The organism is Desulfotalea psychrophila LSv54 (genome assembly GCF_000025945.1).
In the GTDB taxonomy this organism is placed as follows: Bacteria; Desulfobacterota; Desulfobulbia; order Desulfobulbales; family Desulfocapsaceae; genus Desulfotalea; species Desulfotalea psychrophila.
Window position 1 is genome coordinate 1,233,802 of record NC_006138.1, and the last position, 14,866, is coordinate 1,248,667.

Annotated in this window: 13 protein-coding genes and 1 tRNA gene; 12 read left to right on the forward strand and 2 right to left on the reverse strand. The window is 46.0% G+C overall.

The genetic code is table 11. From position 1 onward, the window contains the following. Nucleotides 1-217 precede the first annotated feature (217 nt). Together DP_RS05485 and DP_RS05490 are read right to left on the reverse strand one after the other, a co-directional pair. The gene (locus tag DP_RS05485) at nt 218-2,173 is read right to left on the reverse strand and encodes a phosphoenolpyruvate carboxykinase (GTP) (RefSeq protein ID WP_041277671.1); all 1,956 of its coding nucleotides are present in this window, start codon (nt 2,171-2,173) and stop codon (nt 218-220) included. A gap of 424 nt (nt 2,174-2,597) precedes the next feature. Then, a tRNA-Leu gene (locus DP_RS05490) sits at nt 2,598-2,684 on the reverse strand. Nucleotides 2,685-2,772: 88 nt separating this feature from the next. On the opposite strand from DP_RS05490, the gene DP_RS05495 reads away from it, so the two are divergent. From DP_RS05495 to aprA, 12 genes are all read left to right on the forward strand, one after another. Continuing rightward, nucleotides 2,773-3,747 carry a bifunctional riboflavin kinase/FAD synthetase gene (locus DP_RS05495; protein WP_011188337.1) on the forward strand — a complete coding sequence of 325 codons (975 nt, stop codon included), beginning with the start codon at nt 2,773-2,775 and terminating at the stop codon, nt 3,745-3,747. Nucleotides 3,748-3,919: 172 nt separating this feature from the next. Then, on the forward strand, nt 3,920-4,549 hold the full coding sequence (locus DP_RS05500; protein ID WP_011188338.1) for a tetratricopeptide repeat protein: 630 nt from the start codon (nt 3,920-3,922) through the stop codon (nt 4,547-4,549). 50 nt (nt 4,550-4,599) lie between these two features. Then, nucleotides 4,600-5,133 (forward strand): hypothetical protein, encoded by a 534-nt coding sequence (locus DP_RS18475; protein WP_011188339.1) that lies wholly within the window; start codon nt 4,600-4,602, stop codon nt 5,131-5,133. Further along, entirely contained in the window at nt 5,049-5,741 is a 693-nt protein-coding gene (locus DP_RS18480; RefSeq protein WP_228130171.1) for a DVU0298 family protein, read from the forward strand. Before DP_RS18475 ends, DP_RS18480 begins: the two co-directional genes overlap by 85 nt. Then, nucleotides 5,734-6,348 (forward strand): tetratricopeptide repeat protein, encoded by a 615-nt coding sequence (locus DP_RS05510; protein ID WP_049785011.1) that lies wholly within the window; start codon nt 5,734-5,736, stop codon nt 6,346-6,348. The genes DP_RS18480 and DP_RS05510 overlap by 8 nt, the downstream gene beginning before the upstream one ends. Nucleotides 6,349-6,433: 85 nt before the next feature. Further along, nucleotides 6,434-7,093, forward strand: a complete 660-nt coding sequence (locus DP_RS05515; RefSeq protein WP_041277672.1) for a riboflavin synthase — start codon at nt 6,434-6,436, stop codon at nt 7,091-7,093. 62 nt (nt 7,094-7,155) lie between these two features. After that, complete coding sequence (locus tag DP_RS05520; protein ID WP_041277673.1) at nt 7,156-8,367, forward strand: bifunctional 3,4-dihydroxy-2-butanone-4-phosphate synthase/GTP cyclohydrolase II; 1,212 nt, start codon at nt 7,156-7,158, stop codon at nt 8,365-8,367. A 54-nt stretch (nt 8,368-8,421) separates the two neighbouring features. Next, nucleotides 8,422-8,889 carry a 6,7-dimethyl-8-ribityllumazine synthase gene (ribH, locus tag DP_RS05525; protein ID WP_011188344.1) on the forward strand — a complete coding sequence of 156 codons (468 nt, stop codon included), beginning with the start codon at nt 8,422-8,424 and terminating at the stop codon, nt 8,887-8,889. A 196-nt stretch (nt 8,890-9,085) separates the two neighbouring features. Then, nucleotides 9,086-9,511 (forward strand): transcription antitermination factor NusB, encoded by a 426-nt coding sequence (gene nusB, locus DP_RS05530; protein WP_011188345.1) that lies wholly within the window; start codon nt 9,086-9,088, stop codon nt 9,509-9,511. A gap of 245 nt (nt 9,512-9,756) precedes the next feature. Continuing rightward, nucleotides 9,757-11,874: a DNA translocase FtsK gene (locus tag DP_RS05535; RefSeq protein ID WP_011188346.1), complete on the forward strand. Its 2,118-nt coding sequence runs from the start codon at nt 9,757-9,759 to the stop codon at nt 11,872-11,874. Nucleotides 11,875-12,142: 268 nt separating this feature from the next. Beyond that, nucleotides 12,143-12,559, forward strand: a complete 417-nt coding sequence (gene aprB / locus DP_RS05540; protein ID WP_011188347.1) for an adenylyl-sulfate reductase subunit beta — start codon at nt 12,143-12,145, stop codon at nt 12,557-12,559. Between the two features lie 76 nt (nt 12,560-12,635). Then, on the forward strand, nt 12,636-14,651 hold the full coding sequence (gene aprA / locus DP_RS05545; RefSeq protein WP_041277674.1) for an adenylyl-sulfate reductase subunit alpha: 2,016 nt from the start codon (nt 12,636-12,638) through the stop codon (nt 14,649-14,651). The last annotated feature ends 215 nt before the right edge of the window (nt 14,652-14,866 follow it).

Below are 14,866 nucleotides of genomic sequence, written 5' to 3' on the forward strand. Positions count from 1 at the left end.
TGTTCCGACTGGCATATTTGCTTACAGGGGTTCTTCCTGTAGACAAATATTAATATAGAGTAGTGACTAGGGCGAATTAAAGCAATCTGAATCGACAGTTCGATGATTGCTATTTTTTAATGGGGAGTATTTGTGAGGAGTTTGTTCTGCCAGGGGGAACAGGGGCGGGCTATGTGGGGCCCGCCCCTGTTGTGGATGTACTTGTCCTGGAGAAAAATTAGGCGGCAAGCATCTGTGGAAGAGCAATGGCGCCAAATTGTTCTTTTAGGCTGAGCAGATCTTTTTCTTGTTGGTTGTAAACGTCGAAAAGGGTCTGGGGAATGCCTGGCTCTTTGCTGTATGCATCCTTTTGCAGCTGGATGCGGCCAAGGATATTGTCTATATAGAGAGCAAATTGCATATCATAGAGTTCTCTAGGGTACTCTTTGTCAATTCCTGCGAAGAGTATCTTGAGATCACCATATTTTGGCAGATAGCCAATGGGTGTGTCAATTGCCTCAACATCTCCGTGGGCAAAAAGTTCAAGCCAGCCGAGCCATACCCGAACATCTTTTTTCTCGCCAAGAATTCCTGCCTCGTTACTGCCACGGTTTTCGTGGGTAAGGAAGTAGTTGAGCCCTGCCATGATGGGTGCGTTATTATCGCTGAATTTTGCTGAGTTATAAAAGGCGAACTGGGCCTTCATATAGTCAGCTAATGCACCGGGGATAAAGGGTGCGTTGGCCCATGGTTGTCTGCGAACTCCGGTAGCGCCAACTTCAGTAGCCGTTGCTCTGGAGACGATGGAGGCGCCGATAACAACACCTTCGTTGGAATTTTTAGCTACCCAGACAGGAGGCATGGTATCTGCGTCACGGCCGGAGTAGGTGACAACCTTTACTGGTACGCCGGCAGGATCTTCTGCAAGATCAGTTGCGTGGTTTTTGATGGCAGAGGCCAGCAGGGTACAACGGGAGTTCTTGTGGGAGATGGGTGCAGGATTTCCCTCTGCATCGGTTTTTCCCGGGAACCACTCGCCCTGAAAGTTAACGCCTGATTGTGGGGTCTCTTCGCCGTTGCCGGCCCAATAGGGAACTCCATCGTTTACCAGTACGTTGGACCAGATAACCTCGGTTCCGTCGCCACGAAGACAGTCCATAAGATTAGGATCACCCTCTTGATTTACATCTTCAACGATGCCGAAAATGCCCTTCTCAGGGTTGATGGCGCGCATGGTGCCATCTTCTGCAAGCCAGATTTGAGCAAGGTCATCACCGATGAAGTGGCTTCCTACCATGGCGGTGGTGGTCTTGCCACAACCGGAAGGTGCAGCGCCAGCAAAGAAGGTTATGCGGTCGCCCGGGCCTGTCATGCCAGTGATAAACATATGCTCGGAGAGTTGCTCTTCAAGCTTATAATAGGTTGCGTAATCTACAGAAAAGCGATGGTTACCCTTTTTGAGTAAGAGGGTGTTGCCAGCGTAGGTGCAGAAGGTGGAGAAGGTTGTACCCCAACTACGATCCATGAGAATACGTGCATTTGGTACATCGGCGCTGGTATTGTCGCCTTCGGCATGAACATTGGTGAAAAAGAGACCGGTTCGTGCAGCCTCTGCATCAAATGCTGCAAAGCAATTTCTGTAGAGTATCTCCGCTGAGTGCAGGACATACCCGGAGGAGGAAATTTCGATTGCTGGTAGGGCCGCAGCTGCGCCCACCGGGCCTCTGCTGTAAAAGCCCACGATCATCGTTTTGCCCTGCATGACGTTGGGCATATACTCTTTTATATAGGTCAATGCCTCGGGGCGAAGAAGGGATTTTGCAAGAGAACTCATCTCCTCCCCTTCGTTAATAATATAGTAGGTTTGATTTACCAGACGTGCCTGGTCCTGGGGCAGGTCAAAGTGGATGGTGTGTCCAGCCTTGGTGAGTGGTGCCTCTTCTTCCTGGCTGAGAGAGTAATCACGAATCCACTGTTGATCTTCTGGGGTACCAGTGTTAATAAAAACATGATCAGGGGCGCACATATTTATGGCGTTGGCGATCTTGATCAGTGCCTCTGTGTTTGTGATTTTGCTGATCTTTGAAAAGTTTTCTGCATCAAGCTTGTCTTTGAGAATAGCCTGTGCTTCTGTAATAGAGGTGATTCCGCCTACTGTGGAGAGTATGTCATCGCCTTTTCTGAGTTCCAGCATGGGGTTTACTCCTTCAGGTTTTGTTGTATATGAAGCTATAGTAAGGGTTGAAATTTCGCGCAACCATAAGTATTTTTTATAGTAACGTCAAGCGATACTTATCTGTCGACCCAGTTTTTTTACTGTCTACTTAATAGCTTGATTTGTTGCTGTTTTGCCAGAGATATTTTCTTTTATTGGCTTTAGGTCTTGTTGGGCAATTCTGCCTTTTGTGGTGCGGTTTTTGATTTATAACTGTATTTCTTATAGTTACTTGCCTTGGCGAGTTGTTTGTGGCAGAGGTGGTGGACCTTGAAAGATTCTTTGCAAGAAAGGTTGGATCATGATATATGGCAGGCAGTTTGTTGCGGAATGGTGGTTTCAGGGTGTGTAGAGCAAAAAAAAGGAGTTGTAATCTTTAAAGATTACAACTCCTTGAGTAATTTGGTGCCGAAGAGAAGACTCGAACTTCCACGGGGTTACCCCCACTAGACCCTGAACCTAGCGCGTCTACCAATTCCGCCACTTCGGCAACGAGGATGAATATGCTCTTTGTGGGGTGGAATGTCAATACTTTTTTTGTTATTAAATTTAAATTAATTGAAGGGATGAAACAGAGGATGCAAATCTTTACGGATATTACTCAGATTAAACAGTGTTTTACTAATGCCTGCGTTACCATTGGTAATTTTGATGGCGTTCATCTTGGCCATCAAAAACTTTTCAATGAGGTTTTGCATCGCGCCCGGGCTCGGCGGGGTGGAACCAGTGTAGCTATTACCTTTGACCCTCATCCTCTCAGTGTTCTTCGTCCGGAAGGTATTCAGCTGATCTCCACCATGGAACAAAAATTGGAACTTGTTGAGCAGGCGGGAGTGGATATACTTCTGCTGATTCCATTTTCCAAGGAATTTGCCAAGACTACTGCGGAATATTTTGTGGATGAAATTCTTCTTGGTTGTCTGGGTATTGTTGAGCTGGTGGTGGGGTATGATTACGCCTTTGGCAAGGGGCGTGCAGGTAATATTGATTTTTTGCGGATAGAGGGAGAACGTTATGGCTTTCCTGTAACCGTGGTTGATGCCTTTTATGAGAGTGGGGAGCCGGTGAGCTCTACTCGCATTCGCAAGCTTATCACGGCAGGAGATGTGGCCAAAGCTGCTACTCTTATGGGCCGGAATTATCAGATTCGTGGCAAGGTTCAGCATGGTGTAAAGCGGGGTGGTAGTCAGCTTGGCTTTCCCACGGCAAACCTCAGTCTTAATAAGGAGTATCTTATCCCTCATTTTGGTGTTTATGTCGCCCAGATTATCTATGATGGACATACTTATAATGGTGTCTTGAATGTTGGTCGTAATCCTACCTTTCCGGAAAATAAGCTGGTTGCAGAGGTCCATATATTTGATTTTAATAAAGAAATTTATGGCAAACATATAAAGATAAATCTACTGCAATTTCTTCGGGGTGAAGTGTCGTTCCCGGATATTGCCTCCCTTGCCAAGCAAATAGAGGCTGATATTGCTTTGACAAAGGCCATTTTGGCAGAACAACAACACGGGCTTGCCCTGAGTTATGGAGGGAAATTTAATTGTTAGATGCTTGCGGTGGCGATCTGTTGACGCGACTTTCTCCTTGCATGTGCTTAGAAGGTGCCTATACTATAGTGCGTTTGAATATAGGCGGGTAATACCGAAATTAATAACACTGTAATTATAATTTGCTGGCGGGGTTTTGCTGGTTTTTAAAAATATTTATTTCCGAGGTCTTATGTCTGAAGAATTGAGAGAAGATTTGTCGCAAATTATTGCGGAACTAGAGAAGAAATGTGGGCAGAATCCAAATTCTGTAATGGCCGTTCATCATCTGGGTTTGGTTTATATGAAGGCCGGTCGTGTTGATGAGGCGATTACCTGTTTGGAAAAAGCGCTGGAAATTGATGACCTCAGTCACGAGAGCATGATTAACCTTGGCGCCATCTATTTTGGTCAGGGTAATGTGGCCAAGGCTCAGGAGCTCAATGAGCGTGCTATTGCCTCTCAGCCGGAAAGCGCTCAGGCCCATGCTAATCTCGGTCTTATTTGGCAACAGCAAAACGAGCTTGATAAGGCTCTTGCCTCCTATGAGAAGGCTGTGCAGTATGATCCAAAGCTTATCACCGTATGGCTGAATCTTGCCTCTGTTCTTACCATGAAGGGTGAGGATGATCGTGCCGTTGAATCTTCGCAAAAAGCCATCGACATTGATCCCGATTCTCCACTTGCCCATAACAATATGGCTGTGGCCCTTTATTTTAAGAAAAATATAAAGAAGGCCGTACATCATATGAATCGCGCTAAGGAACTTGGTTACTCTGTTGATCCCAATTTCGAAGCCCGTCTTAACGAGCAATTGGCCTGATGCTAAAGGGCCATGGGGCCTTTTAGAATAAAAACTTTCAGGAGTCTTGCATGGTTAAGCACAATGTTAAAACAGCACCTTGGTGTCCATTTTGTGGGCAGAAGGTGGGTAGGCCAACGGATGCCATAGAGCGTAAGTTGACAGAGTTTCCGGTTGGTAAGTGTCAGTGTGGTGCCGTTTATTGTTCCGATGTAACGGGACATAACGTGGGTGCCGCCATGGTGGAAACCCTGGTCTATGCCTGTAGTGATACCTGGGATTTTGCCTGGGAGCTGATGCCGGAGGATGACTATCTCACCGGTCGGATTGAGAACTATGATGGTGTGACTCATCAGGTAATTGCCGAGAAAAATGTAGACGGGCGTGCCGTTCGCGGTGTTCTCTTTTTTGTTCGTCTCCATACCGAAATATCTGATCTTGCCGAAAGAATCAAGGCCAGAAAAGATGGGGTGCTCTTCATCAAATACCTGATTTCATTAAAAATGTTGATCGTTTGCCAATGGAGCCCGTCCTTGACGATAGACGCACTCGTAAGCGTGCCAGCAAAAAAATTGTTAAGGATCTGGTTGACCAATCTGATATAGATGCCCTGGTTGATCTTGCCTTTGATGATAGGAGAACGATGCGTTTTATGCAACGTCTCCTCTATACGCCCTCCGACGATATTCGCTGGCATGTGGCCTGGGTCATAGGCTCTGTTGCAGCGCGGGTGTCAACGCGTGAGCCGGGACAGGTATCTGAGCTTTTGCATCGTCTTTTTGAGTCAACCCTGGATTCTGCCGCTGCCCCATGGGGAATGATAGAGACCATGGGCTATGTAATAGCTAAACGACCCGACATTTTTGGCGCCTTTGCCCGTCATTTGTTGAACTTATTGGGTGAGCCCTCTACTGAAATGCAAATTATCTGGGGACTTGGTGAAATTGCCAAGACCAGACCGGATCTTATCAGGGCGACCCCTTTTTATAATTTATTTCATTTTCTGCAACATCCACTCCCTCTTATGCGTGGCCTCGTGGCCCGGCTTATGGGGAATCTACAGGCAACGGAGGTGACTACTCAGTTGATGTCACTCTTCGATGATAATGAGTCTATTCGCATCTGCGAAGAGGGTCAAATGGTAGATACAACGGTTGCAGATGAAGCGAAAAAGGCGCTTGCCGCCATTCGTCAAGGAGAGAAGAATGAGTAATTTACAGAGTCTTGAGTCGATCATGCCCATGGCAGATGCCCCTGTTCAAGAAGAGAAGAAGAAGAAACCTCTGGAGCCTGTTGAGCAGGAGTATGAAGAGGGAAAGAAATTTTTGGCAAATGGAAATACCGCTCAGGCGGCTGTTGCCTTTCATAATGTCCTTCTTGCCCGTGAAGAAGAGGGTAATGAGACTGGTGTGGCCAATGCCTGTAATCAGCTTGGTAATGTCTGCATGGCCCGGGAAGAATATCTGCAGGCACGGGAGCATTTTCAACGCGCCTGGAAAATTTGTGATAAGCTCTTTGATCAGATGAGCCTTATGTCCCTGAATCGTCAATTTCTGGCAATTCATCGTGCTCTTAAGGAGTATGATGAGGCAATTAACATGACCTTGGATATATTTGACATCTATAGTGAGAATCGTGATCCTCATGGAAGTGTTGACGTGCTTGAAGAGTTGGCTGACATTTACCAGGATGCAGGTAAGGTGAGCAAGGCTGCAGATACCTATAGAACCATTGCCTCGATTCATAAAAACTACAAGCATAATAAGATTGCTGCAGGCTTTGTTGAAAAGGCAGAAGAGCTGGACAAATCTGCTCAATAGTGAGCTATACTTTTTGAGGCTTGTGTTTCACTCGCAGGCCTTTCCTGTTCAGGGTGAATTTAAGATTTAAGGGGATGTGAGCCACATGTTTACAGGTATTGTGCAGGGAAAGGGGAAATTACTTGGCAAGCGAAAGGCAGGTGGTGGACTCTCCTTCGATCTGGAAGCAGGTTTTGACCTCTCTGATCCTCAGGAGGGCGAGTCCATTGCCATCTGTGGTGTTTGTCTGACCGCCTATAATATTGTCGGTCGTAGGTTCCTGGCCGATGTCTCCCCGGAGACCCTTTCCAGGACACGTCTTGGTCGTTTGAACACCGGTGATGCTGTTAACATGGAGCGGGCTCTGCAGGTCACTGATCGTCTTGGTGGCCATATTGTCTCGGGGCATGTTGACTGTTTGGCAAGTTTGAGTGCTTTGAAAAAGGTTGGTAATTTTACACTGTTAAACTTTTCTTTTCCAACAGAATATAGCCATTATATGATAGAAAAGGGCTCTGTCACCATTGATGGGGTGAGTCTCACCATAAATGATTGCGGAGATGATTGTTTTTCGGTATCAATTATTCCACAGACTTTGAGAGAGACAACACTAGGGGATCTTGTTGTGGGGAGCAGGGTGAATATTGAAGTGGATATTATTGGCAAATACGTAGAAAAATTATTGAAGCGAGGAGGAGAGGGAGGGAAGGTCTCCCAAACGAGTTCCATTGATACTCGTTTTCTTGCTGAGAACGGTTTTCTGTAGCATTTAACGGGCGTGCATTGTCTGAGCCGATTTTTATATTTTATAAGGAAAGTGTGAACGTTATGGCCGTAAGTTCTATTGAAGAAGCAATTGAAGATATCAAAGCAGGAAAGATGGTTATCTTGGTTGATGATGAAGATCGAGAAAATGAAGGTGATCTTTGCATGGCCGCAGAGTTTGTTGCTGCCGCTGACATCAACTTTATGGCAACCCATGGTCGTGGTCTTATCTGTCTGACCTTGACTCCAAAGCTTGTTGATCAGCTTGCCCTGCCAATGATGGTTCAAGAGAATAAGTCTCCGTACGGTACTGGCTTTACTATTAGTATTGAGGCGAAGACAGGCGTGGAAACGGGTATTTCTGCAGCTGATCGAGCCCGTACTATTCAGGTCGCCGTAGCAGATGGTGCCGGACCACAGGACTTGGTCAGCCCTGGACATGTTTTTCCTCTTCGTGCTCGCGAAGGTGGTGTGCTCTGTCGTACAGGACAAACCGAGGGATCTGTTGATCTTGCTCGTCTTTCTGGGGCGACTCCTGCCGGTGTTATTTGTGAAATCATGAAGGATGATGGCACCATGGCCCGCATGCCGGATCTTGAGATTTTTGCCGCTGAACATGAATTGAAAATTGTAACCGTAGCAGATCTGGTTGAGTACAGATTGCGTCAGGATTTACTTGTTCACCGTCAGGTTGCGGCGCGTATTCCCACCGCTGATGCGGGTGAATTTACCGCTATTGTTTATACCAATGATGTTGATAATTTTGAGCATTTGGCTCTGGTTAAGGGTGATCTTGAGGCTGCCGAAGAAGTACTTGTGCGGGTTCATTCAGAATGTCTTACCGGTGATCTCTTTGGCTCTGCTCGCTGTGATTGTGGCCCCCAACTTCATGAGGCCATGCGTATGATTGACCGAGCCGGTTGTGGTGTTGTCCTTTATATGCGTCAAGAGGGTCGTGGTATTGGCCTGATTAACAAACTGAAGGCCTATAATCTTCAGGACAATCAAGGCCTTGATACTGTAGAGGCGAACATCGAGCTTGGCTTTAAGGCAGATCTTCGTGACTATGGTATCGGTGCTCAGATATTGCGTGATCTTGGTATTACCAAGATGTCTCTTCTTACCAACAATCCAAAGAAAATTATCGGCCTTGAGGGTTATGGTATTGAAGTGATTTCTCGGGTGCCCATTGAAATTGAGGCAAGTGAGGAAAATGAAGGCTATCTGAGATGTAAGCGGGATAGGATGGGACATTTGTTGAATATGAAAGAGTAGTTTTTTTCAGTCTTTGCAGGTGACTTATAAAGTACAAATAAAAAAGGTGGTAATATGCCCAATTTTATAGAAGGTAATTTGAAGGCTGATGGTAAAAAATTTGCAATTATTGTTGCTCGTTTTAACTCATTCATCTCTGATAAATTGTTAGACGGTGCCCTTGATAGTCTTGTTCGTTCCGGTGCTACAGACAGTGATATTGATGTTGTTCGTGTTCCTGGTGCCTATGAGATCCCTCTTATTGCCAAGAAACTTGCAGCTTCCCTCAAATACGATGCGGTGATCTGTCTGGGTGCAGTTATCCGTGGGGCTACCCCGCACTTTGATGTTGTGGTAAACGAGGTTTCAAAGGGATCTGCTCAGGTAAGCCTTGAGACCGGTGTGCCTGTCCTCTTCGGTGTGTTGACCACCGAGACCATCGAGCAGGCCATAGAGCGCAGTGGCACCAAGGCCGGTAATAAGGGCTCTGATGTTGCTATTGCCGCTATTGAGATGGCAAATCTCGTGGATGCTTTGCAGTAAAGATTGAGCTGTAAGCTGTTATGGGGCCATCTTCTGTGGAGGTGGCCACCTGTTGGAGAGTTGGAGTTGAACCCATCTGTAAAAATACGGATGGGTCAGCTCTTTTTTTGTTTCTGTTTAGAGAGCATCCTGTTACCCTTGTCTCCTATCCATAATGAAACATTACGAACTAGAAATTATTTAAGGTGTTAGGTACATGAGTATTCGACGTTTTGCTCGAGAGGCTGCTTTGCAATTTTTATATCAGGATGATTTTATTCCTGAGTCCGCTGACACTCCTGGCGAATTAAAAGAAAGATTCGAGCAGTTTTGTGAAATATATCAGGTGAATAAAAAGGGACGTACCTATGCCCTTAATCTTATTGCCGGAGTACTGGCCGATCAGGAGGCCATTGATCGTTTGATTGAGGAGGCCGCTGTAAATTGGCGTATGAGCCGTATTTCTGCCACCGATCGTAACCTTCTCCGTGTTGCAACGTTTGAGATAAATTTTTGCGACGATGTGCCGGCAGAGGTTGCCATTAACGAAGCAGTGGAGATTGCCAAGCGTTTTTGTGGCGATGAGTCACCTAAGTTTGTCAACGGTGTGCTTGACGCAGTAAAAACACTCTGTCAAAAATAGTCATTATTTCTATGACTCTTGGTTTGCGGAATGCCTTGAAATATCATTTTCAAGGCATTCTGTGGCCATTCTTCCTCCTGCTATTCTCTTCTTCGTCTCTGCTCTTCTGAAAACTGGACCTCTGTTCACCTGCTTGCTTTTTTTATTTAGAACTCTATATGATAGAGATATATGTTTGCGCGGTCTGGAAAAGATCTTTGCCGCAATCTGTCTCTATTTTGAAGTCCTATTTGTGGAGGTGTCCTATGGCCAGGAAGCAGGAGGCGATACGGCCCGATTTTCGTCAGGAAGTGGTGGCTGTTTTAGGGGGATTCTCGGCAATATTTTTGTTGTTTAGTCTTGTTTCGCGCTCTCTGGCGGATTCGGTGAACTGGTGCGGCTGGTTAGGCGGATCGCTGGCAAATTCACTCTTTGCTTTTATCGGTTATGGAGCCTATCTCCTTGTTCTTATTTTGTTTTGTGTCTCTCTTTCTGCTCTCTTTTCTAAAATATCCCCTCAACGTTTTATCCAACTCAGTTTAGCTCTTGCCGGAGTTTTACTCTCTTTTTGTGGGCTGTTGCATTCTCTATTCCTAGCGGATCCGGCCCTGCATGGTTTTGGTGGTTTTTTGGGAGAGATTGTTTATGTATCTCTCCAGTCCACTGTCGGCCTTGCCGGGACCTTTCTTGTCCTGTTCTGTGCCCTTCTCCTTTCTGGGATGCTTGTCTCCCAATGCTCTCTCTATGCCATGGCTTTTTCTTTGGCTCATCTGCTCTCCTACGCTATGAGTTGTTGGCTGAGCCTTGTCGTCTGGTTGTGTCATGTTCTGTGGAAAAAGAGGACGAGGTCTGAGGTAAATCTGGGGAGAAAGATGAGATCTCATTCTACTCAGAGTGGAGTTCCTCTGGTCCGGGAAATTGCCATGGTAGAGGGCCCTGTGGATCAAGGGTTTACCGCTCAGCCTGTGGCCCGTGGTGCTTGGCGTATTCCCCCCCTCTCGCTATTATCTCACAATAAACAGGACAGTGTAAGCTTAGATAAATCTGTCTATTATGGAATTTCTGCAGAGCTGGAGAAACAGCTTAATAACTTTTCTGTTCAGGGCAAGGTGGTGGGGGTTGTTCCAGGTCCCGTTGTCACCACCTATGAGTATGCTCCTGCCCCGGGCGTTAAGATTAGCAAGATAGTGGGCTTGGCCAATGACCTTGCCCTTGGCTTGAAGGTCAGGTCTGTGCGTGTGGTTGGCTCGATTCCCGGTAAGGCTGCCCTTGGTATTGAAATACCAAATGAACATCGGCAGATGGTTTTTATTCGTGATCTCTTGAGTAGAGGTGAATATCAAAAAAATAGCGATAAATTGACCGTTGCCCTTGGCCTTGATGTGGTTGGTAATCCTGTCATGGCAAATTTGGCCAAGATGCCTCATCTACTTATAGCCGGTGCTACTGGTGCAGGTAAGAGTGTGGGGATCAATACTATCATTGCCTCTATCCTCTATAAGGCGACTCCGGATGAGGTGCGTTTTTTGTTAGTTGACCCGAAGAGAATTGAACTTTCCGGTTATGAGGGGATCCCTCATCTGCTCCATCCTGTGGTGGTTGATCCCGGGATGGCCTCCAGGGCCCTTGCTTGGGCTGTGGCCGAGATGAAACGTCGATATTGCCTTTTGGCGGAGGCAGGAGTGAAGAGCTTTGCCTCTTATAATAAGCAAAAAGAGACAGAAAAACTACCATATATTGTGATTGTCGTGGATGAGCTTGCTGATCTTATGATGGTTGCCTCAAAGGATGTTGAAGACTCCATTGCCAGTCTTGCCCAGATGGCACGGGCTGCCGGTATGCATATGATCCTAGCAACACACCGGCCATCGGTTGATGTGCTCCCCGGAGTTATAAAGCCAAATTTTCCTCCCAGAATATCCTTTAAGGTTTCCTCCAGGGTTGATTCTCGAACTATTCTTGACTGTATCGGTGCAGAGCAGCTTTTGGGGGCCGGTGATATGCTGTTTTTACCACCAGGTACCTCCGCTCTTATGCGCATTCACGGTGCCTATATATCTGAAAAGGAAACTGCTGATATCGTAGACTTTTTTAAAGAGCAGGGGGCGACTAATTATGATAAAAATATTATTGAGCAGATAAAGAAGGAGAAACAAGGTGATGGGGCTGGAGGTGATGATCAGGCTCGGGACCCCCGTTACGACGAGGCAGTTGTCCTGGTGACAGAGGCTGGTCAAGCCTCGATTTCCCTGGTTCAAAGGCGGATGCGAATAGGCTACAACCGTGCTGCACGCATGATAGAGCTTATGGAGAGAGAGGGGCTTGTCGGCCCAGCTGATGGAGCAAAGGCTCGCCAAGTTCTGGTCCGGCAGGAGTATAATTGATTATAAAAAGAACTAAAATTGATCAATGTTTGTGTTTGGAAAATATGTTGACAAGAATTTAATAACACACTATAAAAAACAGATACCCAAGAATTACCAAGCACCAAGTTGTTTTGTTAGCATGTTAAATTACTCGAAGCACATGAACCAGCCTTGACAGGCATCTGTGTTAGAGAGAGCCCACCACCAGTACTAGTTTTAGTATAGTTTAAGTAGGAGCCAAATTATTGGAGCCGCAACAGTTAAAACAAGCTGAGGAGGTAGTTTAATGCCAAGTTATGTAGATCCTGCCAAATGTGATGGTTGCAAAGGTGGCGATAAGACCGCGTGCATGTACATCTGTCCGAATGACCTGATGGTTTTAGATAAAGTTTCAATGAAAGCTTATAATCAAGAGCCTGATGGATGTTGGGAGTGTTACTCATGCGTTAAGATCTGTCCCCAAGGAGCCATTTTTGTCCGCGGATACGATGATTTCGTACCAATGGGCGGACAAGTTCATCCCATGAGAAGTGCTGATTCTATTATGTGGACCGTTAAATTTCGTAACGGTGCCCTGAAGCGCTTCAAATTCCCTATTCGTACAACGGCTGAGGGTGCCGCAAATGCTTATGTTGGAGCGGCTGGAGCCAGTCTTGATGACGAACGCCTGCTTCTTGAAGGCGAGCTGCCAACACCTAAGTAACCGTATTTTCTAAAAAAACAGATCAGTATTTTTAAAAATATAATTTGCAGAAAATCTTTAGTCAGGAGATTTGAATATGGCATTACCAAATAAACCCAAAGGTGAAATTCTCGCCGTAGTAGATCCAGAGATTGTAGAGCACGATATAGATGTGCTTATCGTAGGTGGTGGTATGGCCGCCTGTGGAACCGCTTTTGAAATTAAGAAGTGGGCTCCAGCTGATCTTAAGATCATGTTGGTCGATAAGGCCGCTCTTGAGCGTTCCGGTGCTGTTGCCCAGGGACTCTCTGCCATTAACACCTATATTGGTGAAAATAAAATTGAAGATTACGTAAAAATGGTACGTAATGACCTCATGGGCGTTGTTCGTGAGGATCTTATCTATGATTGTGGTCGTCACGTAGATGAGTCTGTTAAACTGTTCGAAGAGTGGGGTCTTCCTGTTTGGAAGAAGGATGCTGCTGGTGATAACCTTGATGGTTCTAAGCCTGCTGCAAGTCTGCGCGAAGGTGGTACTCCAGTACGTACTGGTAAGTGGCAGATCATGATCAATGGTGAGTCTTACAAGCCGATTGTTGCAGAGCCTGCAGCTACCGCCCTTGGTGCTGACAATATCCTTGAGCGTGTCTTTATCGTTAAGCTTCTCCTTGATAAGAACAAGCCAAACCAGATCGCTGGTGCGGCCGGTTTCTCTACCCGTGATAATACAGTACATATTTTTCGCTGTAAGGCTGCCATGGTTGCCTGTGGTGGTGCCGTTAATATTTTCCGTCCACGCTCAACCGGTGAAGGTAAAGGCCGAGCATGGTATCCTGTTTGGAATGCTGGTTCTACCTACACCATGTGTGCTCAGGTAGGTGCTACTCTTACCATGATTGAAAATCGTTTCACCCCAGCGCGTTTTAAAGATGGTTATGGCCCTGTTGGCGCCTGGTTCCTTCTCTTTAAGGCAAAAGTTGCAAATGGTCTTGGCGAATATTATGCAATGGGCGATTCAGCAAAAGAAGAGCTTGCTCAGTTTATGCCATATGGTGCCTCTCCTGTAACTCCAACCTGTCTCCGTAATCACCTTATGATTAAAGAGCTCAAAGAGGGTCGTGGTCCTATCTATATGGCCACAGATGTTGCCCTTAATGCCTTTCTTGATGAGCGTAAAGAAGCAGGATTGGATGATAAGTCTCTTAAGAAGTTCTGGAAACATCTTGAGTCTGAAGCATGGGAAGATTTCCTTGATATGTCCGTTGGTCAGGCAGGTCTCTGGGCTGGTATGAATATCGAGCCTGAGAAAGTAGGTTCTGAGATTATGCCAACCGAACCCTATATGCTTGGTTCTCACTCCGGTTGTTGTGGTATCTGGACCTCTGGACCAGATGAAGCTTGGGTTCCTGAAGTTGCCAATGAATCTCGTTCTCACAAGTATAAGTGGGGCTATAATCGTATGACCACCGTAGACGGTCTCTTCACCGCAGGTGATGGTGTTGGTGCCTCTGGTCATAAGTTCTCCTCTGGTTCTCATGCTGAGGGACGTATTGCTGCTAAGCAGATGGTTAAGTTCTGTCGTGATAACGACTTTACTCCTGAGCTTATGCAGACTCCGCAGGAAATTGCCGATGAGATCTATGCTCCAGTGAGACTTTATAATGAGCACGTAGGTGCTTCTACTGCAGCAGACGTTAATCCTAACTACTGCAAACCTGCAGGTTTGATGATGCGTCTTATGAAGGCTACCGATGAGTATGGTGGTGGCGTTGCTACATACTATATGACTTCCGGTAAACTTCTGAACATCTGTCTTGATCTTCTTCTTCTTCTTCGTGAAGATGCTGATAAGATGGCTGCCGGCGATTTGCATGAGCTTCTCCGCTGTTGGGAGAACTACCACCGTATCTGGTGTGTTGAAACTCATATTCGTCACATTGAGTTCCGTAAAGAGTCTCGTTATCCAGGATTCTATTATCGTTCTGATTTTCCGAATGTGGATGATGAGAACTGGAAGTGTTTTGTTAACTCTACCTTCAATCCAGAAACCAAAGAGTGGTTGTGTGAGAAGGTTGAGTGTCTCAATATTATTGAAACCGAACCCTGGCTTTAATGTGGCGAGATAGTGCCTAGCATGATGTGAGGTATAAATCTCCAAGGATCCTCGTGTCCTTGGAGATTTTTTTTATCATTTCTTTTTTTGCTTTAGGCGTGCTAATTGATTGTAAGTAGCCGTTTAAAGCAGAAAAAGTAGTATGGCGTTTCTTAAGATACAGAAAAGTTTAGCGGTTGGTGTCAGTCGGAGTTCTGTGGCTGAATCTGGTGCCA

Coding starts and splice junctions, on each gene's coding strand:
- DP_RS05485 (WP_041277671.1), bottom strand. CDS start 2,173: ATGCTGGAACTCAGAAAAGGCGATGACATACTCTCCACAGTAGGCGGA.
- DP_RS05495 (WP_011188337.1), top strand. CDS start 2,773: ATGCAAATCTTTACGGATATTACTCAGATTAAACAGTGTTTTACTAAT.
- DP_RS05500 (WP_011188338.1), top strand. CDS start 3,920: ATGTCTGAAGAATTGAGAGAAGATTTGTCGCAAATTATTGCGGAACTA.
- DP_RS18475 (WP_011188339.1), top strand. CDS start 4,600: ATGGTTAAGCACAATGTTAAAACAGCACCTTGGTGTCCATTTTGTGGG.
- DP_RS18480 (WP_228130171.1), top strand. CDS start 5,049: ATGGAGCCCGTCCTTGACGATAGACGCACTCGTAAGCGTGCCAGCAAA.
- DP_RS05510 (WP_049785011.1), top strand. CDS start 5,734: ATGAGTAATTTACAGAGTCTTGAGTCGATCATGCCCATGGCAGATGCC.
- DP_RS05515 (WP_041277672.1), top strand. CDS start 6,434: ATGTTTACAGGTATTGTGCAGGGAAAGGGGAAATTACTTGGCAAGCGA.
- DP_RS05520 (WP_041277673.1), top strand. CDS start 7,156: ATGGCCGTAAGTTCTATTGAAGAAGCAATTGAAGATATCAAAGCAGGA.
- ribH (WP_011188344.1), top strand. CDS start 8,422: ATGCCCAATTTTATAGAAGGTAATTTGAAGGCTGATGGTAAAAAATTT.
- nusB (WP_011188345.1), top strand. CDS start 9,086: ATGAGTATTCGACGTTTTGCTCGAGAGGCTGCTTTGCAATTTTTATAT.
- DP_RS05535 (WP_011188346.1), top strand. CDS start 9,757: ATGGCCAGGAAGCAGGAGGCGATACGGCCCGATTTTCGTCAGGAAGTG.
- aprB (WP_011188347.1), top strand. CDS start 12,143: ATGCCAAGTTATGTAGATCCTGCCAAATGTGATGGTTGCAAAGGTGGC.
- aprA (WP_041277674.1), top strand. CDS start 12,636: ATGGCATTACCAAATAAACCCAAAGGTGAAATTCTCGCCGTAGTAGAT.